Genomic DNA, 18,717 nt, shown 5'->3' with positions numbered 1-18,717 from the left:
TTATTCCCCAATAAGCTTCTGGCAGAGAATTTTGCAGCGGGGAAAAACCTAATTGTATATGAAAACAGCAGTCTTTTTGGAGATACGGTGGCCGTCTTTCCGCCCGGTAGGGAGATGTTTGGGCCAAAGGGAGAAACGGTGATCAGCCACGGCGGTATCCACATAGAAGAAGTTATTATTCCCTTTATCGAAGTGCAGGGATAAATTTGATGAAGGGGTAGGGGTATCCATCCGAACTTTAACGGGAGGAAAGCAATTGTCGAGAAATATTATAATTGGCTTTGACCGGCCGCTCAGGCCGCACTGGATTTACGAAAGCCTGCTCCTGGCCAGACCAGGCCAGCGACTGGCAGAATTGAATGTTCCTTTTGAGCAGATAGTGAAAGAATTGACAGGCCGGGAAGGCAAGCGCAAGGTTCGTACCGTTCTCTTTCGCTGCTTTTTACGCGACTAACAAAACAAGACCAAGGTAAAGCTGAATCTGGTATTGAAGGATTTGAGCCTGCAGCATGGCCTAGATTTTATGACACCAGTTTACCTTTTTTACCTGGTAGCCCGGACAGAGGTATTAAGAAGGATATATCCGACCACATCTTCCGGCTTTACGATTATGGTAGCAAAATCAGGTTGGGATTTCTCAAAGCCAAGATGGCAGAAAGCTTTGGAGAAAGAGACGTAGTGCTTCGTTCTGCGGGGGCCTTTATATAGACCCTTGAATATTTCGGCGTGGTAGCTAGACTGGACGGCCGATTGGTCTTATATAGGAAGATGCAGGTTAGCGAGGAACAGGCCATTATTATGCTGCGGCTCTTAGCTTCTGAGATACTAGGTTCACCCCAAATCTCCTTAACTAACCTTCCGCGAGCCGTGTTTAATTACTTTGATTTACCGGACATAATGGCGATAGCGCAAAAACATAACGGTGAATTGTGGGATTACCAATATCGGATGATGGATGCCTACCTAGTGCTGTATTTAGGCGATTTCCTGGGAAGGTAAGACAGGCTCTTGGAGGTTCTGTGATGTGGATCAATGCGCATGTTAATTTACCTGGAGAGCTGATCACAGCCCAAGGAGAAGGCAGGTTGGTTATCTTTGCTGGAGCCGGGATTTCCAAAGGCTTTCCCTCCAATTTTCCGGACTTTGAGGGACTGGCCGATGAAGTAATGAGCAGGTCGGCACAAACATTGATCAGAGGAAAAGCGGAACCAGTTGACCACTTTTTTGGCCGGCTTAAGAAGAAAGGCGTACGCGTGCATCAGATAGTAAGAGAAATATTAACCCGTCCGGATGCAAAGCCAACCAAGCTGCATTATGAGCTCTTATCGTTATTCCGTAACCCACAAGAAGTCCGAGTTGTTACTACCAACTTCGACCGGCATTTTTCCACGGCAGCCAGCGAGCTTTTTGGCGATAATAAAATTCCGGTATACTGGGCGCCGGCGCTGCCCCTGGGCCACCGGTTTAATGGCATCGTTTATTTGCATGGATGTGTAGATCAAGAGGCCGAGGAATTAATTCTAACCGATGGCGACTTCGGTCGCGCCTACCTCACTGAAGGGTGGGCCACCGGCTTTCTCAAAGGATTGTTTGGGATCACAGGCGATCAAACCTTCACAACACCCATTACAAATACCAGCTTACACAAAGTTTTGGGAGGTTATGTAGTTCTTTTTGTCGGTTATAGCCATAATGACCAAATAATGGAATATATCGGCAGGAGTTTGCCTCCCAAATCTTTGCGGTTTGCCTTGGTACCAGAAGATATAGGTGAAGAAGAACGGGAGAAGTGGAAACTCAGAGGTATAGAGCCCATTCTTTATCCTCACACAAAGGAAGATATAAACCATCAGGCTTTGATCGAAGCCGTAGAAGCCTGGGCAACAAGGACCAAGATGGGTCTTATAGAACATGAGCAACGCATTAAGGAGATTGTACAAAATGCACCACCAACGCCAATAGAATTAGAAAAAGTTGACTATATTTTAGAAACTTTGCGAGACCCGGCCAGGGCACGAATTTTCTCTAGGTACGCCAAAACACCGGAATGGCTGCGCTGGGTTGAGGAAAAGAATGTGATTAAACCGCTATTTATGCTGGAAACAACTGCAGACGATCTAGCACCGGTTTTTGCTGATTGGTTTACGGATAAATTTGCCCTTGATCATGCTGAGGAGGCTTTGGCTGTAGTCCACAGACAAGGTCTGACATTTTCACCCGTACTTTGGTGGCGGATAGCCCATGCGCTAACTTATCCTAAACAACCGCTAGATTCGGCGGTTTTGGGTAAATGGGTTTCCTTATTGCTTCAATCCATTCCGCAAATTGAAAGGCGGACAAGAGATATCTTGAGCATTATACTGGATCGTTGTCGGTATCCACAAGATATTACTACAGCTTTGCTTTTGTTTCGGAAGCTGACCGAACCCATGTTCATTCTTGAACCCCACATTCCCTTGGTAATTCAAGATGACCACAGAAAGGTTAACTTTGAGATAACCATTCCCGGTGAGTTTTACTGGCTAGAAAGAGCGTGGAATGGGCTATTCAAATCTAATCTAAATGTCCTCGCAGATGAATTGGAAGCAATACTTACCGCCCATTTGCGGGAGGCTCACCGTCTCGTATGTAGTGTTGGAAGCGCTGACAACAAATGGGATCCGATGAGTTTTAGCCGAATTGCTATAGAGCCCCATGAGCAGGACGAGTATCCCAGGAATGTAGACGTGTTAATCAACGCCGCCAGGGATGTTTTAGAGTGGCTGGTTGCCAACAACCATGAGGGTGCTAACAAAATTATAGAGGAATGGGCTGCCTCAGATGTTCCCTTACTCAAGAGGCTGGCGGTTCATGGTATAAGGGTTTGCAGTTACCTGCAGCCAGACGAAAAACTTGGGTGGCTGTTGGAAAAAGGTTTTCTTTTTGCCTACGGTTTGAAGCACGAAGTTTTTCAACTGCTTAAGACTGCCTACCTGCTGGCCAATGGAATTGTGCGTCAACAACTCTTAGATCAGGCAGAGCAATACCTGGAATATGATAAGGACGATGAGCGAAAAATACGGCCTTATGAAGTTTATAATCTTGTTGTTTGGTTAAATCAGGTAGCGCCGGATTGCACGTTGGCCGCCGGGAAGCTTCAGGAACTCAGCGAAAAATACCCCGATTTTAAACCAAGGGAGCATCCTGATCTAGATAGAAGTATATCTGTGGATTGGCATAGCCCGCAGAGTCCGCTGACAACCGATGAGCTTCTTGCCAGGCCTCCTCACGAGATAGTCGAGTTTCTGCTTACGTATCAGGGAGAAGAATTTTTCGGTCCTGACCGGGAAGGACTATTGTATACACTTAAAGAAGCGGTAGCAAAATCGTTTACCTGGGGCTGGAAATTGGTTGAAGAACTTAAGGCGAGGGGTAAGTGGACAACCGACCTGTGGGGCGTTATTATTCAAGGCTGGCAGTTTGCTTCTAAAGATGCAGCCCAGTGGGAACAGGTACTGGAGTTACTGAAGAGCCACCCCGAACTGCTACGGCGATTCGGCTACAAAGTGGCCGAATTATTCCTCAGCGGAGTCAAAGATGAGCGCGGGTTACCTGTTTCGCTCTTGGGTCGTGCAGAAGCCTGTGCTGATTTACTCTTTATAACAACTGAAAATGAAGCTGTTATAGAAACGGAAGATTGGTGGACGCGGGCTATCAATCACGTTGGAGGCAAGCTTACCGAGTTCTGGCTGCATGCTCTTGCCAGGCATCGAAAGGAAAAAGGAAACGGGTGGGTATCACTGCCAGAAGAATATAAGAACAGGTTTGCATGCATTCTCTCGGGGCAAACGGTCGGGGCAGAAATGGGTAGGGTACTGCTTGCCAGTCAGCTACATTTTTTGTTTGCCCTTGATAGTGATTGGACCCGCGAAAACATTATTCCTTTACTCGATTGGAGTGGTAATCCTAGGATAGCAGAGCAGGCCTGGCATGGTTATCTTTTCTGGGGTAAGTGGAGCGAGGCGTATTTGCCAGAACTACTACCTTTGTATGAACAAGCATCTCAGGAGTTACCTGCGGAACCTGAGAAGATACGTGAACGGCTCTATGAGCATCTAGCTAATATAGCATGAGAAGTTCAATAAATCCACTAATAAATGGCTGGCTTAGTAAATGCCTTGATGCTGCCAATGAAGATGAAAGAATAAAATGGGGCAATAAAATAAGTTATGAACTTTCCTCTTTGCCCAAGGAGGCTGTTAGCCAACTATGGGGGAAGTGGATAGATAAGTACTGGGAAAACCGTTTTCTCGGTATTCCTGTACCCCTGAGTCCAGGTGAGGCTGGTACTATGGTGAATTGGGCCCTCGAACTGGAGCCGGTTTTCCCATTAGTGATTGAAAAGATTGTCTCTGGGCCAACTCCCAGGTTAGAGCGCGAGGGAGGAACTTTTTATTACCGGTTAAGTGAGAAAGAAATAGCCAAAAAATATCCAGAGGATGTTACTAAACTTCTAGTTTTTCTACTTTCGGGAACTGATTTGCCTTTCTATTGGTGTGGAGAAGTAAAAAAGATTTATGAGCAGATATTAACAGTTAATTTGTCGCCTGAAAAATTAAGGCCGCTGAACGAGCAATTAATTCGTCTAGGATGTTTGTGATAATTTGGAAGGGATCCTCACTGTATTAAAGTGTTTTTGCAGTTTTAGTAAAACATGGTTTAGTGGCGAAAAACGTGATTATCGAAACCTATAATGAAACATTAATAGAAAAAAGTAATTATTTTAGCAAGTTAAGTTTATCATGATAAACTTACTGCCCGTCAGAGTATTGGCAAGCAATTAATGTTACTTCTAATGAATGATGGATAGATGGCGTATAAAGGATTAAACTCAACGGCACTAGCTATCGGTTCAAAGGGAAACTGAAAGTAGCAAAAGGCTATTAATTCGACAACAAGACTACCCTATCAATACTTTAAGCTTATTATTTTATTTTTGTTCCCCGGTGGGTCAATTCTATTTACAATCAACAGAAGGGAAGTACTAGATAATGCCAGCTCGTATAGTTAAACAAAATCGCGAGATTAAAGAGCTTTTTCGAAAAAAAATCCAGGAGAAAATTGAACGCCAGAAAAGAGAGATGCACGAGCGTATAAATGAGGAAGTTCCTTCATGGATAAGGTGGGCTGTCAGGCCGCTGGCGGAGTGGCGGTTTAATGCGGTGCAGGCCCGGGACGAGGCCAAGGGAGAAGGTGGGGAGGACAACGCCTTTCTGCACTTCTGGCTACTTTTGTCTAATAGCTGGGTAATAGTTAATGATGTTGTATTAGAGCCAGAGCCAAATGAGTTCGCCCAGATAGACCACGTGCTCATCGGCCCGCCAGGAATATTCCTGGTCGAGACAAAAGCCTGGGAAGGGGCTTTCCTTGGTTATAAAGACATGTGGAAACGGAAAGAGGGAAATTCCTGGGTGCGCTGCGAAAGCCCCACAAAGCAGAACCTGCGTCACAAGCGATTGTTTGCAGATTGGCTTAAAGGGTTGGGCTCAGATTTACCGGGAGACTTAGAAAATAACATATTTCCGGTGGTTCTATTTACTCGATGCCAGTGGCTTAAGGCTGAAGAGTGTTCTATGCCAGTTTTCAATAATGGAGCGGGATTAGTGGGATATCTGCGCCGTTGTGCAAAAGAAAAAGCAACGTTTTCACCAGATCAAATCGAACAAGTGGCAAAAGCCCTTAGCGATGCCAAACCACTGTGCATGCATTTTGGAGTTGAATGTATGGAAAAAGTTGAAATACAGCGGGGGAAGAAATGCATACGAGTCTTAGGTCTGGAGGAAAAGGCGGCGCTGGTGCGGGAGATGTACATAAATAGAGGCAGGACTGTATCCAGGCTTTTTTCGGATAAGCGTGAGGTAGGATGGTGGTGTTTTTACGTCCTCCCTGGCCAAAGCCAGAAAAAATACTGCTAAAACAGATACTCAACTAACTAACCTGCATTTTTTAAATAAAGGTGATTTCCGTGCCAGTCAACCTCACCTTCTACGACGGCGCCGGCTGCATTGGCGGCAACAAGATCCTCCTGGAGGATGGTGGTGCCGCCCTCCTGCTGGATTTCGGCACCAACTTCAAGGCCGAGGGCATGTACTTCGACGAGTTTTTAATCCCCAGATCCATCTTTGGTTTCTTTGACCTGCTGGCCCTGGGCATCCTGCCGCCACTGAAGGGCCTGTACCGTCCTGATCTCGAGTACCCGGGCGTCTGGGATAAATATTCCGGCCACAACCTGTTCCGGGAGGTGGAAGTACAGGGTATCCTGCTTTCTCATGCCCACTATGACCACTGCGGGCATTTTTCATACCTGCGGGAAGATTTGCCCGTATTTACCGGCCTGACGAGCGCCCTCACCTGCAAAGCCCTGCAGGACACCGGCGGGGGTTCCAGGCTCCAGGAAATATGCTACACTGTGCGCCGCGAGTTTAAAGACGGCATGCTCAGGGCTACTTATTACCGGAATTGTCCTCACGAACAGCGTACCTACCGGGCCTTCTACGATAAAGCCGCTATACCAGGCGAAGCCTCTGCCTTCTGGGCACGCTGTGACAGTTCGCGAGGGCTAAATTGCCGGCCCCTCCAGGCCTGCGGCGGTGAAATTGAGATCGCCGGCCTGACCGTTCGCTTCTGGCCGGTAGACCACTCGATTCCCGGCGCGGGAGCCTTCGGCATCAAGACTACTGCTGGCTGGGTGGTTTACACCGGCGATCTCCGGCTCCACGGGAAAAAAGCCTTCCTCACCAGGCAGTTTATCAAAGAAGCAGCCGCCCTGAAGCCGGCCGTTTTGATATGTGAAGGGACTCATCCTCAAGCGGAAAAGCCCGTCACCGAAGATGAAGTCCTGGCCAATTCACTGGAGGTTATCAGGAAGTCGGACGGTTTAGTAATTGCCGATTTCGGTCCCAGGAATATAGAACGGCTGCTGTCCTTCCTGGAGATAGCGGGGGATACAGGTCGCCGGCTGGTACTCACGACGAAGGACGTCTACCTTTTAGAGGCCCTGCGGGCGGCGGGAGAGCCGGGTGTACCTGATCCCTGCGTTGAGGAACGGATAATGCTCTACGTTCGCCCGAAGGCTGTGCGCCAGAAATGGGAAGAGGTGCTCCTGGAGAGATTTAAAGCCAGGGCACCGGAAAGAGTAGTAGATGCCCGGGCGGTGCATTCCGACCAGGGGAGCTACATACTCTGCTTCTCTTACTATGACTTCCACGCCCTGCTGGACATAGAACCCTGCGGGGGGACTTACATCTATTCCTCCAGCGAGGCCTTTGACGAGGAGATGCTGATCGACCACCGGCGTGTACGGAACTGGATAGACTTCTTCGGCTTCCACCTCTACGGCACCCTGGGCCGTGACAGGGAAAAATCAGGTTTCCACGCCAGCGGCCACATTCACGGGCCAGGGCTGGAAGAAATGATAGAGACAATAAAACCGGGGATGCTGGTACCCGTGCATACAGAAAACCCGGACTTCTTCCACCGCTTTGAGGGAAGATACCCGGTGGTATTCCCGCAGAAAGGGCAAAGCGTAGCTGTGGGTTAGAGCAGGTTAAGGGCTAACAAGGATGAAGGGATATGGCCGATGTGGACGTATCCGGCGACTTAATCGCTATAGACAGCTGCTAGTGTTTTGCTTCTGCGTTCTTGACAGGAAATGGGCAATACTAAAGACATTTATACTTCCCGAAAACCAACTGGAAGATTACTGCCAGGGTTCTTTTATATTGATTATGATGTGAGTGGGGGAGGAGTTTGGGTAGTGGATTCTTGCGGGTGGATTGAGTTAAGAGAGAAACGTTTTGAGTTTCGGGCACATATATGAGCATCATACCAGGTTTGTTTACTTATTGCTTACGGTAAGAATTCCTGATATCATACTATAAGAGGGGAGGTATCACAGTGGAAGAACAATTCGTTAAACCCACTGAACGCGGGCAGGTAACCATACCCAAAGAAATGCGGGAAAAACTCCAGATCACCCGGGATACCAGGCTGCGTATTTATGTCGATGGCAATAAAGTCGTCCTGGAGCCGGTTTCCTCACTGGACCTTATCTTTAAAGAGCTTGAAGCTGAAGCCCGTACAAAAGGGTTTACCAGGCAGGAGCTGGATGCAGAAATAACGTTGGTACGCGAGCGCCTCATGAAAGAGCTTTATGGTGAAGGCCAATGAGGGTAATGCTCGACACCAACATTCTTATATCCGGGATGGTCTTCCGCGGGCCTGAACGTCGTTTGCTTGAAATTATCCATCAACGCCAGATAATCCTGGTAATGAGCAGCTATATTGCTGAAGAAACTAAAGAAGTTTTGCGGCGCAAGTTTCCTGCCCATGTCCCGGCCTTCGATAAACTATTATCTTTTCTTAATGTAGAATATATATCCATGCCTTCTCCTGCGTATCTGTCTAAGGCTCGTCCCATCATAAGAGATCCCAAAGATGCCGCCATTCTTGCGTCTGCTATTGAAGCCCGGCCTGACATTTTTGTCAGCGGTGATCTGGACCTGCATACCCCTGAAGTAAGTTCTTTAATAAAAGTCATGACCACCACTGAGGCTTTAAAGCACCTGTCTGAATAATCTGTAACTCGGCTTACAGGTTTGCTCAAAAGCCCTTATTTTTATACCATTTGATATAACCTGGTATTTTATCTGCCATATGCAGATAAGGAAACTAAGCAAACTTCTTCTGGTACCTGTAAACGAGGTTTGAAATCATGGCGATTACTGCAAAACCGGTCGTCCAGGCCCTGGGTTAAAACCGTCAAAATGTAAGGGCGGTTTTCCAGGAAGACGATGCCGATATCATTGGCTACCTGGTAAATGGAACCGACCTTGTGGGCCACGCGCACCCCTTCCTGTACGCCGCCGGGTATCCCATCCTGGTCCCAGATCGTATGGGACAGGTAATCAAGCAAGCGCTCGCCCAGTTCCGGATTTTTATTTTTAAAATTTAACAGCTCCTGCAGGTAAATCCCCATATCCCGGGCGGTTGAGATATTCTGCCCGTCCGGGTAAACCGTCCTGCCGCCAATAGAGCGCAAATAATTGGCGATGTTTTCCCTGCCGAGACGTCTATCCAGCATTCTCCAGGCGATATTATCACTCAGAGTAATGGCCAGGTTGGCAAGCACTCCCAGGGAGTAAAGGGTGCCCTCACCGGCAAAAAACTAGATGGCCCCGGCCCCGCCGCTGTAGTCGGTTTCCGGCTGGTAGGCCATTTTTTCATCAAGGCTGATTTTGCCATCCGCCACCTGCTGGAAAAGATACAGTACTATCGGAGCTTTGATAGAACTGGCAGCGGCAAAAGGTTCGTGCTCGTTTATACCAAAGCTGACCCCTGAGGAGAGGTCGCAAAAATAGATCCCGATTCTACCACCCTGGGTACTGATATACTCGCTTAATTCTTCCCGGAGGGGTGAATAATCTGGACCCATAAGGGGTTTCCGCAAAACCTGGCATGCAGTTAGCATGCATAAAGAAAAAACGGTAAAGAAAACTATGGTAAAAATTTTTCGCACTTTGCCGCCTATCCTTCCGGTACAGGTTTTCTAGAGAGGTATTATACCCAGAATTGCCCTGCAAGTATGGTAGGAACAATTACCAAAGCGAACCAAGCAGTTTACAGGGCCGCGGGTTTATCTCGAAGGCAGTAAAGCCGGATGGAATATAATTGATTTTTACCTTCAAAATATGTTAGAATTCATACTGTAATAATTCTAACTAAAATCGAGGAGAATATTCAGGTATGAATGAAGGCGGGTATAAACCTCAGGGAGGTAAATATTTTGGGACCTGATCCGGGTAAAGATACAGGTATCGATATGGAATTGGCCAGGGAACTGCACAGGACTCTGATAAGGTTTACCGGCCTGCACCACAAGAAATTCCTGCGCGCCTTCCGCGCCGGCGCGGGCGGGGATGCCAGGCTGAAAAAGAACCAGGAAAGGCTTATTGCCTTTCTTTACTGCGAGGGGAAGGCCACCCCCAGCGAGCTCAGCAAGAAGCTTGACATGGAAAAGGGAGGGGTTACTACCCTTATAGATTCCCTGGAAAAGATGGGCTACGTTGCCCGGGTGGACGCACCCGGCGACCGCCGGAAAAATATAGTTTTACTTACCGGCCAGGGCAAAGTTCACATGGAAAAGGTCATTTCCGCCCATCAGGAGATACTCTTCCACATGCTCAAGAAACTGGACAGGAGAGACGTAGAAGAATTAATAACGAATTTAAAAAAGGCGATAGCGATAATCGAACGTTTGTGAAAGGAAGATGCAGCAGTGAATACAAGACGATCGCGGGAACTGGAAACTGCCCCTGTGGGGCGTCTGCTGTGGCGCTTTTCCTGGCCGGCCATCGTGGGTATGCTCTCAAATGCCCTGTACAATGTTATCGACCGGGCCTTCGTTGGCCGCGGGGTAGGGCCCCTGGCCATTGCCGCCACGACTGTGGCTTTTCCCCTGATGATTATCCTGATGGCCCTGTCGCTCCTGGTCGGGGTGGGGGCCACGGCCCTGATTTCCATCCGGCTGGGGGAACAAAAAAAAGAAGAAGCGGAAGAGGTAGCCGCCAACGCTACTACCCTGCTGGTACTGCTGCCCCTGGGTTTTTCCCTTATCTACCTGGCGTTCCCGGAACCATTCTTGCGACTTTTCGGGGCCAGCGACGAGGTTATGCCTTATGCCCGCGACTTCATGCATATAATCATGCTGGGTGCCGCGTTCGGCAGCCTTGGCATGGGCATGAACAATTTTATCCGGGCGGAAGGCAATCCCGTCATGGCCATGTCCACCCAGGTGCTGGGCGCCCTGATCAACGGGGTCTTAAACTATATATTCATTTTCCACCTGGGAATGGGCATCAGGGGCTCGGCCCTGGCCACCGTCGTGGGCCAGTTATTCGCCACCCTCTGGGTATTGAGTTATTATTTAACCGGCCGCAGCCTGATTAAATTAAAGTTAAAGAACTTCCTGCCGCGGCTGCCGGTCGTCCTGAACATCGTTGCCATAGGTTTTGCCCCCTGTGCCATGCAGCTGGCGGGTTGCCTGCAACAGGCGATTCTGAATAAAACCGTCCTGGCCTACAGCGGTGACCTGGGCCTTTCGGCAGTAGGAATACTTATGAGCATCATCACGCTATTTTTCATGCCTATCCTGGGAATAAGTCAGGGAGCGCAACCCCTGATCGGCTTCAATTACGGCGCCCGCCGTTATGATCGCGTCAGGGCTACTTTGAAAAAAGCGGCGGCGGCTGCAAGTTGCATTTCCGTAACCGGTTACCTGGTTATGCGCCTCTGGCCGGATAAGATTGCCGCTATATTTACCAAAGGCGACCCGGTTCTTACCGGTATGACTGCCGGCGCCATGTGTGTATTTTTCAGCATGGTATTTATAATAGGTTTCCAGATTGTCTGTGCCCATTATTTCCAGGCCGTGGGCAAAGCGACCCAATCTGCCATGTTGAGCCTTTCGCGCCAGTTCCTCTTTTTTATCCCGCTGCTGCTTATTTTACCGAGCTACTGGGGTATTGACGGCGTCTGGCGGTCTGCCCCCATTGCCGACGGCCTCTCGGCCGTGGTAACGGCCGTGTTCATTTTCCGCGAGATGAAGCAGTTATCCATGGAAAAACCCCTCCCCGGCGCGCAGGTGGCTCCGGGCAAGATCTAGCGCCGGCTTACCGGTGGTGGATTTGCCCCCGGGCTAACGAGGCGAAAATGCCGCCCACAGAAAAAACGGCAAAGGCCAGGAAGGCCACTTTCATGCTTAAGACCAGCAGGGGGGCTGACGCCGGGTTAATCTGGTTTCCTTTTAAATAAAAGTTGAAGATCACGGCCACGATTACCATGCTGAAGGACTGCCCCAGAAGGCGCATGGTGCCCAGAAGAAGCGACGCCGTAATAAGCCCTGGGCACCGCGCTCATAACTGCATTGGTGTTTGGGGATGAAAAAAGGGCAAAGCCGAAGCCCATGAGGATGAGATTGGCGACGACCAGGGCGATGGGGGTCCGGGCGTTAAACAGGGAGAAAAGGAACAGGCCTAAAAGAGGTGAGGGCCATACCGGCCGAGGCCACGACCCGCGGCTCGATCCTGTCCGACAGGTGGCCGGCCGGGGGCGAGAGCAGCACCTGCACCACGGGCTGGACCAGCAGGATCATCCCGGCCGCCTGGGCATCGAGGCCCCTGGCCACCTGGAGGTAAAGGGAAAGGATGTAGCCCACGGCAAAGGTGGCGCTGTAGTTGATAAGGGCGGCCAGGTTGGAAAAGGTAAAGGCAGAACTGGATTTAAACAGGTGGACGTCCAGCAGGGGAAAGGAAGTCGCTGCTTCCTGGCGGATAAACAGGAAAATGCCTGCCAGGCCCAGGAAGAAAAGCAGCCTGGGGAAGGTTCCCAGGGAGAAAGAGGTCCTTGCTTTCCCAGAGGCGGATGCCGTCCTCCCTGGTAAGCCTTTCCCCCGCCTCCACCTTGGCGGCTATCCCCGCCAGCTCCCCGCGGTCCAGTTCCCGGCGGATATATTCTGCTGCAGTGGTGGACAAGACCGGTCAAACTCCTTTCATAACGGGCGCTTGCCTGTATTTTCCGGGCGCAGGAGGGTGGGCTTCCGCAGGTCGGCACAGCCGCAGTCGTCGTCCAGGGTTACCCGCCCCAGGGCCTTCAGGACGATGCGGCCGAAGGCCGGAGCCGCCGCAAAAAAGATCTCCTCCAGCTCCCTGTGCTCCCAGGGTTTCACCACGCCCTCCCCGTAATTTACAACCAGGTAAATGCCGGCATAACAGGCCCCCATTTCCCTTGCCAGGTAGACTTCGGGGCACAGGGTCTGGCCCACCACGTCCGCCCCCCACTGGCGGAAAAGGTTTACCTCGGCCGCGCTTTCAAAGTGGCGCCCGTCCGTCACCAGGTAGACGCCGCGGTCAAAGACTCGCCCAAGGGGAGCCTCCCTGGCCGTTTCGACCAGGGTCCTGTGCAGGGAAGGGCAGATCGGCCGGGCATTATCGACAGGTAGCCCTCCTGGAGCCCCACATCCCGGCGCATGGAAAAATCGATGTAGTCGGTTACCACTACAATATCCTGGGGGTCCAGCATGTGATTGACGCTTCCCACCCCGCCCTCGGCGATAATCTTCCGCACGTTGGCCTGCATAAAGGCGTGGAACAAGCGCTGGGAACTTTCGCCCCAGGAGACGCCGGGAATCCGCCCGTGCATTTTAGCCGCCAGGAAAAATATTCCTGGCTGACAGCGAGATGCCCCGCAGGTGGTACAATATCCAGGCCGACATGCCCAATCCTCTCCAGCCCCCGCTTCACCCGGCTACCGGCGAGCCTGTAAAGCCCGAGGACCTGGCCGCCATCTTTCCCATGAGTCTCATTGAGCAGGAAATGAGCCAGGAACGCTTTATTGAAATACCCGAAGCAGTTTTAGAAAAGCTGCTGCTATACCGCCCCACCCCCCTGCAGCGGGCATACAACCTGGAAAAATACCTGGACACCCCGGCGAAAATTTTTTATAAAAACGAGAGCGTAAGCCCGGCCGGCAGCCACAAGCCCAATATAGCCATTGCCCAGGCGTATTACAACAAGCGGGAAGGAGTAAAAAGGCTCACCACCGAAACGGGCGCCGGCCAGTGGGGAAGCGCTCTGAGCCTCGGCTGCGCCATGTTTGGTCTGGAGTGCAAGGTCTACATGGTAAAGGTGAGCTACGAGCAAAAACCCTACCGCCGCCTGATGATGAAGACCTGGGGCGGCACGTGCGTGGCCAGTCCCAGCATGGATACCAATTTCGGCAGGAAAATACTGGCTGAAAACCCGGACACCCCGGGCAGCCTGGGCATTGCCATCAGCGAAGCCATCGAAGACGCCGTGACCTCGGAGAATACCAAATATTCCCTTGGAAGCGTGTTAAACCATGTCATGCTGCACCAGACGGTGATAGGGCTGGAAGCGCAGCGGCAGATGGAAAAAGCGGGTGTCTACCCCGACGTGGTTATCGGCTGTGCCGGAGGCGGCAGTAATTTTGCCGGTCTTTCTTTCCCCTTCGTCCGGGATAAGATTTACGGCAGAGACGTACGTATCGTTGCCGTAGAACCGGCGGCCTGCCCCAGCATGACCAAAGGTCCTTTTGCCTATGATTTCGGCGACACGGCAGCCACCACGCCCCTGCTTCCCATGTTTACCCTGGGCCATAATTTCGTGCCCAAACCCATCCATGCCGGCGGCCTGCGCTATCACGGCATGGCCCCCCTGGTCAGCCAGCTCGTGCTCGATAAGCTGGTGGAACCCAGAGCGATCGATCAAATAAAAACTTATGAAGCCGGGGTTCTATTTGCCCGCACCGAGGGGATCATCCCGGCCCCGGAAACAAACCACGCCATCGCCGCAGTCGTTGAAGAAGCCCTCAAAGCCAGGGAAGAAGGCAGGCCGAAAGTAATACTCTTCTGCTTCAGCGGGCACGGCATCCTGGACCTGGCGGCCTACGACAAATTCTTAAACGGCGAGCTGGTAGAATACCACCTGTCGGATGAAGAAATCAAAGAGAACCTGAAAGTGCTGCAGGATTATCCAAAGCCGCGAATTAACCGGCAGGAAAAATAAGTTAAATCATTCCTTGCAAGTCCCCGGCCGGCGCCACCGGCCGGGGACTTGTTTTGTGTGCCCGGCATGGGCGTTGGCTATAGGGTGGAAGTCCCGAACGACGAAGGTAGCAGTAGTCGTTAGCTTGAGGCAAGGGTGTCCGTCGTGAGGCGGAATCCGAAGGAAGCCGGCGGCAAACCTCCGGCCCGACGAATAGGAACCGCATAGGAGGCTAGCAGCAGTTGGATGAGCTTGCGAAACAAAGCGAAATCCTTGCTACCGAAGGCTGCTGAGAGTATATGCGGCGGGTGGATGGAGGGAAAGTCAACGTTCTTACCCGGGGAGGCCTGCCAGGTAGGCCAGGTAACCTGGTAACCCGCACTGAAAGGTGCGGCTGAACTGGCAGGAGTCAGCAGAGGTCATAGTACCCCTTTTAGGCGCTGAAGAGGGGGAAGGACCGAACATAAGGACAGGAGGCACTTTATGAGTTCGAGAGGAGGGCGAAGACAGCCGAAAATCCCGAGAGGGAGCTACCCGCGGGAGGAAGCGGTGAAACTGCGGGGGACCGTGGGAGCGCCTAGTCCTTCTCCGGCACGAATAGGGGAGCCACCCTGCGGAGGCTGTACCGACCTGATGGAGAAGGTAGTAGAGCGGAGCAACATGCTCCGTGCCCTGCACCGGGTAGAAAGCAACAAAGGAGCGGCTGGGGCAGACGGTATGGAGATAAACTGTTCGCCGGGGAGGAGATCACCAGAGGGCTGGGGCCGGTAGAAAGCCTGGACGTATCGATCCTCCAGGATAATATCCTGGGGCCCATCCTGGGCATTAAAGACCCGCGGACCGACAGAAGGATTGATTTTGTCGGCGGCATCCGCGGGCTGGAAGAGCTCGAACGCCGGGTGCAAGAAGGGATGGCCGTCGCCTTCGCCCTGTTTCCCACCACGGTTGAGGAGGTAATGAACATAGCTGACGCCGGGGAAGTAATGCCGCCCAAATCCACCTGGTTTGAGCCCAAGCTAAGAAGCGGCTTGTTTATCCACTCCCTGGATTGAAAGTTAAAACACCTCAAGCAGGCCCCCTGTCTCTACAACGGGGCCTGCTTTATTATCCCGGCGGGCGGTACCGGCGGCAAGTTTTTCCGCAAGCCCCCAGTAGCGCAGGAGGCCTATTTTTTCTTGCGTCAGGCAGCAAAATTTGTTACCTAGCAATTTTCGAACTTGGAAGTATTATGCAGTAAAAAGATAATCAATATACAAAAATGGCATTACACTTTTAAAAAGTCGTTGCTATGATGGAATTAGAGGGTATAAATAAAAAAATAGCATAACAATAAGAGTTAAATTAAAATGCAAAGACAGATTAGAACTTAGATGTAATAAAAAATTAACTGATTAAACAATGATATTAGATAAAGAAACTAACAAACTATATAAATGGTTATAAACTATAACAATAAATAAAATTATTTATGGGGAGGTAAAAAATAGCAAAACACAGCATTATGTATCATTGGCAGACCAGTTGTAAAGTGATACCAGTAAAGTTTACCTGAGGGAGGCAAGAAGCAGATTTATGAAAGGATTAGTGGTATATTATTCAGCAACTGGAAACACGAAAAAGATTGCGAAAGCGATCTGGCGGGGAATGAAAGAAATAATAGAGACCGATCTTGCTTCGGTCAAAGAGATCTCACCGCAAGACGTAGCAGGCTATGATGTAATCGGTATCGGTGCACCTATATGGTACTTTCGCGAGCCCGCTAACGTCCGTCTTTTCATCTACAACATGCCCCGGTTAGACGGGAAAATGTGTTTTACTTTCTGTTCTCATGGTGCTGATCCAATGGGCATTTTCTTTAGCATGATGCCGGTATTGCAGAAAAAAGGCTTGAGCATTATTGGCTGGGGCAATTGGTATGGCGGTGTAGAACAGGTACTTCATGCACCTAAACCCTATTTTACCGACGGGCATCCCGACGAAATCGACCTGAAGGAAGCGGAGGCTTTCGGCAGAGAGATGGCCGAACGTGCTGGCAGGATAGCCGCGGGCGAAAGGGATTTAATTCCTGCAATACCCAAAGGCGCGAAGGCCGACCCGCTGTTTCGCCCGGCTTTGCCCCCGGAAGGGGCGGTCATACCGGAACGGTGGGTGGACCGGGAAAAGTGTAAATATCCCGAGTGTACTCTCTGCCTTGATAATTGTCCGGTGCACGCTATTACATCCTCTGCCAAGGGGCCGGTATTCAGGAAAAACTGTATAAACTGCAACCTTTGTAACAGGATGTGCCCGGAAGATGCTATCGAAATGGACCCTGAAATACGCTGGCGCAGCCTGACACAAAAGCGAATTGATATGACGAAGTGTATTTACCCTGAGTGCACACTTTGCGTGGATCACTGCGCGATGAATAGTATAGATTTTTCAGGGGATTCGCCTGTAATTAAGCGTAACTGTGAAGGGGACGACCTGTGCTGGGTAATCTGCCCGAAAGATGCTATAGAATTGCTAAATATCGAAGACATTCATCTAAAATTATATGGATTTTTCTTGCAGGAAAAAGAAAACCATGGTTTCCTAAAACACCTGGCCGAAGCAGAGGCAGAAGGGAAATTCCGTCGTTTGGTACCATTAGATAAAGTGGGTTGGGACAACCCTGTCTTTAAGAAACAAAACGTTCCTCGCTTTGTACCTGAAGAAGATTGATTTGGGCCTGGAGAAGACAACATTTTAATCTTATGCTAAGGGGGAAAGAAAAATGGATAACAGGAGTAGCTCGCTATATTTAAAGTTAACCATTTTACTGCTTAGCTTGGCTCCTGTAGAAACGTCCGCAATCGCCATGCCTACGTTAGGGGCTATCAATCAGGCTTTTCCTAATACAGATTTTACATTAATTGGATTGATAATGACATTGCCGGTAATTACAATGTTCATATTTAATATTGTTCTTGGCAAAATATCTCTTAAATACGATCGCAAGACGTTATTAACAATTGGGTTGATTATCTACATCATTGGAGGCATTGGTCCTGCTCTCTTCGAAAATATATACTGGATCCTTGCAATGAGGGCCATATTAGGTATTGGCGTTGGCTTCTGTGCCCCCCTGGCCATGGGGCTTATTGCCGAACTTTTCGAAGACCCCCACGAAAAAGCGTCGCTCATGGGATATAGCCAAGCTATAAGTAGCCTTGGTTCTGCAGTGCTGACAGCCGTTGCCGGATTCGTTGCGGTAGTTAGCTGGCGCTTAACCTACTTGTTGTACCTCATGTTTGCGATTGTTCTCATCCTGGAATTGGTCTTTCTCCCCAGCATTAAACCCGGAGCTCTTAAGGGTGGACCCGGGCCAGAAGAAGGCCGGGCAGAAGCTTTACCTAAAATTAAATTGCCATTGGAAATGTATGCTCTGATTTTTATCGCTTTTGTTCTTACCATCTGCATAGGAGCCCAAGCCCAAAAGACACCGCTTTTCATTATGGATGAAAAATTGGGGAATCCGGCCACCATGGGCCTCTTGCTGTCAGTTCTAAATATTTGCGGTTTCCTGGCAGGTTTATTATTTGGCCAAGCGTTTAAATTGTTTAAGAAATACCTGTTGCCATCCGTTATTCTCCTCCAGGCAGTGTCTGCATTCTTGCTGGCCATTGCCCGTCAACTAAGTTATGTAGTTGTCTCCCAGGGTTTGATGGGATTTGCCGGAGCTATAGTCAACCCGTATATGAATAACCATGTAACCTCAATTGTGCCCAAGACCCATAAGACAATGGCGGCAGGATACATGTTTGCTGCTAACGCTTTAGGAACTTTTGCCTCAACATTTGCAATTAGCCTGTTAGTTATGATAACTAATAATCCTGCCACACGGTTCCTGTACAGCGTAATCACAGTTATACTAGTAGTTCTGGCTGTAATTGCTACCATTCTAGCAGCACAAAGCAAGGCAAGAATTGATATCTCACCGGGTAAAGACGCTGGTGCCTAAAAAGGGTATGTGGCCGTATTCGTTACGAATACACCTCAATCAGGTCTCCCGCTTTTGGAGCAACTTTACCGCCATCCGGTGCCTTAACCCTTACTTCAGTTAATTTCATATTAAAAAAAGAAGGAATGAAGCAAC

Annotated in this window: 17 protein-coding genes and 3 pseudogenes; 14 read left to right on the top strand and 6 right to left on the bottom strand. The window is 49.9% G+C overall.

All coding sequences use genetic code 11. The features are described from left to right. Positions 1-256: 256 nt before the first annotated feature. From NWF31_RS09310 to NWF31_RS09280, 7 genes are all read left to right on the top strand, one after another. Positions 257-454 carry a hypothetical protein gene (locus NWF31_RS09310; protein WP_258360227.1) on the top strand — a complete coding sequence of 66 codons (198 nt, stop codon included), beginning with the start codon at positions 257-259 and terminating at the stop codon, positions 452-454. 568 nt (positions 455-1,022) lie between these two features. Continuing rightward, positions 1,023-4,112: an SIR2 family NAD-dependent protein deacylase gene (locus NWF31_RS09305; protein WP_258360226.1), complete on the top strand. Its 3,090-nt coding sequence runs from the start codon at positions 1,023-1,025 to the stop codon at positions 4,110-4,112. Beyond that, positions 4,109-4,639, top strand: a complete 531-nt coding sequence (locus NWF31_RS09300) for a DUF4020 domain-containing protein (protein WP_258360225.1) — start codon at positions 4,109-4,111, stop codon at positions 4,637-4,639. The genes NWF31_RS09305 and NWF31_RS09300 overlap by 4 nt, the downstream gene beginning before the upstream one ends. Positions 4,640-5,030: 391 nt before the next feature. Continuing rightward, complete coding sequence (locus NWF31_RS09295) at positions 5,031-5,954, top strand: nuclease-related domain-containing protein (protein ID WP_258360224.1); 924 nt, start codon at positions 5,031-5,033, stop codon at positions 5,952-5,954. Between the two features lie 50 nt (positions 5,955-6,004). Beyond that, complete coding sequence (locus NWF31_RS09290; RefSeq protein ID WP_258360223.1) at positions 6,005-7,579, top strand: MBL fold metallo-hydrolase; 1,575 nt, start codon at positions 6,005-6,007, stop codon at positions 7,577-7,579. 356 nt (positions 7,580-7,935) lie between these two features. Further along, the gene (locus NWF31_RS09285) at positions 7,936-8,208 is read left to right on the top strand and encodes an AbrB/MazE/SpoVT family DNA-binding domain-containing protein (RefSeq protein WP_258360222.1); all 273 of its coding nucleotides are present in this window, start codon (positions 7,936-7,938) and stop codon (positions 8,206-8,208) included. After that, positions 8,205-8,615: a putative toxin-antitoxin system toxin component, PIN family gene (locus NWF31_RS09280; RefSeq protein WP_258360221.1), complete on the top strand. Its 411-nt coding sequence runs from the start codon at positions 8,205-8,207 to the stop codon at positions 8,613-8,615. Before NWF31_RS09285 ends, NWF31_RS09280 begins: the two co-directional genes overlap by 4 nt. A 68-nt stretch (positions 8,616-8,683) precedes the next feature. On the opposite strand, the pseudogene NWF31_RS09275 reads toward NWF31_RS09280, so the two are convergent. Next, a pseudogene (locus tag NWF31_RS09275) lies at positions 8,684-9,472 on the bottom strand (serine hydrolase). Positions 9,473-9,823: 351 nt separating this feature from the next. Here NWF31_RS09275 and NWF31_RS09270 point away from each other — a divergent pair. Both NWF31_RS09270 and NWF31_RS09265 read left to right on the top strand, forming a co-directional pair. Then, a complete protein-coding gene (locus NWF31_RS09270; RefSeq protein ID WP_258360220.1) occupies positions 9,824-10,300 on the top strand; it encodes a MarR family winged helix-turn-helix transcriptional regulator in 477 nt (158 codons plus the stop codon). A 15-nt stretch (positions 10,301-10,315) separates the two neighbouring features. Continuing rightward, the gene (locus tag NWF31_RS09265; protein ID WP_258360219.1) at positions 10,316-11,701 is read left to right on the top strand and encodes an MATE family efflux transporter; all 1,386 of its coding nucleotides are present in this window, start codon (positions 10,316-10,318) and stop codon (positions 11,699-11,701) included. A gap of 7 nt (positions 11,702-11,708) precedes the next feature. Here NWF31_RS09265 and NWF31_RS09260 read toward each other — a convergent pair whose 3' ends face one another. From NWF31_RS09260 to NWF31_RS14795, 5 genes and pseudogenes are all read right to left on the bottom strand, one after another. Continuing rightward, positions 11,709-11,879 (bottom strand): hypothetical protein, encoded by a 171-nt coding sequence (locus NWF31_RS09260; RefSeq protein ID WP_258360218.1) that lies wholly within the window; start codon positions 11,877-11,879, stop codon positions 11,709-11,711. 167 nt (positions 11,880-12,046) lie between these two features. Continuing rightward, positions 12,047-12,253: a hypothetical protein gene (locus tag NWF31_RS14995; protein WP_422880271.1), complete on the bottom strand. Its 207-nt coding sequence runs from the start codon at positions 12,251-12,253 to the stop codon at positions 12,047-12,049. A 163-nt stretch (positions 12,254-12,416) separates the two neighbouring features. Next, positions 12,417-12,533, bottom strand: a pseudogene (locus tag NWF31_RS14990) (aminofutalosine synthase MqnE); the annotation flags it as partial. 53 nt (positions 12,534-12,586) lie between these two features. Then, positions 12,587-12,988: a phosphorylase family protein gene (locus NWF31_RS09250; RefSeq protein WP_340674372.1), complete on the bottom strand. Its 402-nt coding sequence runs from the start codon at positions 12,986-12,988 to the stop codon at positions 12,587-12,589. Next, positions 12,925-13,236 carry a phosphorylase family protein gene (locus tag NWF31_RS14795; protein WP_340674370.1) on the bottom strand — a complete coding sequence of 104 codons (312 nt, stop codon included), beginning with the start codon at positions 13,234-13,236 and terminating at the stop codon, positions 12,925-12,927. The genes NWF31_RS09250 and NWF31_RS14795 overlap by 64 nt, the downstream gene beginning before the upstream one ends. 17 nt (positions 13,237-13,253) lie before the next feature. Between NWF31_RS14795 and NWF31_RS09245 the strand changes: the two genes are divergently transcribed. From NWF31_RS09245 to NWF31_RS09225, 5 genes and pseudogenes are all read left to right on the top strand, one after another. Next, positions 13,254-14,621: a TrpB-like pyridoxal phosphate-dependent enzyme gene (locus NWF31_RS09245; RefSeq protein WP_258360328.1), complete on the top strand. Its 1,368-nt coding sequence runs from the start codon at positions 13,254-13,256 to the stop codon at positions 14,619-14,621. A 462-nt stretch (positions 14,622-15,083) separates the two neighbouring features. Next, positions 15,084-15,371, top strand: coding sequence for a hypothetical protein (locus NWF31_RS09240; RefSeq protein WP_258360216.1), 288 nt, complete (start codon positions 15,084-15,086; stop codon positions 15,369-15,371). Next, positions 15,365-15,652: pseudogene (locus NWF31_RS14985) on the top strand (DUF1015 domain-containing protein); the annotation flags it as partial. The gene NWF31_RS09240 and the pseudogene NWF31_RS14985, both read left to right, overlap by 7 nt. 520 nt (positions 15,653-16,172) lie before the next feature. Further along, positions 16,173-17,303 carry a flavodoxin family protein gene (locus NWF31_RS09230; RefSeq protein ID WP_258360214.1) on the top strand — a complete coding sequence of 377 codons (1,131 nt, stop codon included), beginning with the start codon at positions 16,173-16,175 and terminating at the stop codon, positions 17,301-17,303. A gap of 52 nt (positions 17,304-17,355) precedes the next feature. After that, entirely contained in the window at positions 17,356-18,582 is a 1,227-nt protein-coding gene (locus NWF31_RS09225; protein ID WP_258360213.1) for an MFS transporter, read from the top strand. The last annotated feature ends 135 nt before the right edge of the window (positions 18,583-18,717 follow it).

Origin of the sequence: Neomoorella sulfitireducens, assembly GCF_024733845.1 — a bacterium.
Classification (GTDB): domain Bacteria; phylum Bacillota; class DSM-521; order Neomoorellales; family Neomoorellaceae; genus Neomoorella; species Neomoorella sulfitireducens.
Note: the sequence above shows the minus strand (reverse complement) of the source record. Positions and strands in the feature narration are given on the sequence as shown.

Coding starts and splice junctions, on each gene's coding strand:
- NWF31_RS09305 (WP_258360226.1), top strand. CDS start 1,023: ATGTGGATCAATGCGCATGTTAATTTACCTGGAGAGCTGATCACAGCC.
- NWF31_RS09300 (WP_258360225.1), top strand. CDS start 4,109: ATGAGAAGTTCAATAAATCCACTAATAAATGGCTGGCTTAGTAAATGC.
- NWF31_RS09295 (WP_258360224.1), top strand. CDS start 5,031: ATGCCAGCTCGTATAGTTAAACAAAATCGCGAGATTAAAGAGCTTTTT.
- NWF31_RS09280 (WP_258360221.1), top strand. CDS start 8,205: ATGAGGGTAATGCTCGACACCAACATTCTTATATCCGGGATGGTCTTC.
- NWF31_RS09260 (WP_258360218.1), bottom strand. CDS start 11,879: ATGGTAATCGTGGCCGTGATCTTCAACTTTTATTTAAAAGGAAACCAG.
- NWF31_RS14795 (WP_340674370.1), bottom strand. CDS start 13,236: ATGCACGGGCGGATTCCCGGCGTCTCCTGGGGCGAAAGTTCCCAGCGC.
- NWF31_RS09240 (WP_258360216.1), top strand. CDS start 15,084: ATGAGTTCGAGAGGAGGGCGAAGACAGCCGAAAATCCCGAGAGGGAGC.
- NWF31_RS09230 (WP_258360214.1), top strand. CDS start 16,173: ATGAAAGGATTAGTGGTATATTATTCAGCAACTGGAAACACGAAAAAG.
- NWF31_RS09225 (WP_258360213.1), top strand. CDS start 17,356: ATGGATAACAGGAGTAGCTCGCTATATTTAAAGTTAACCATTTTACTG.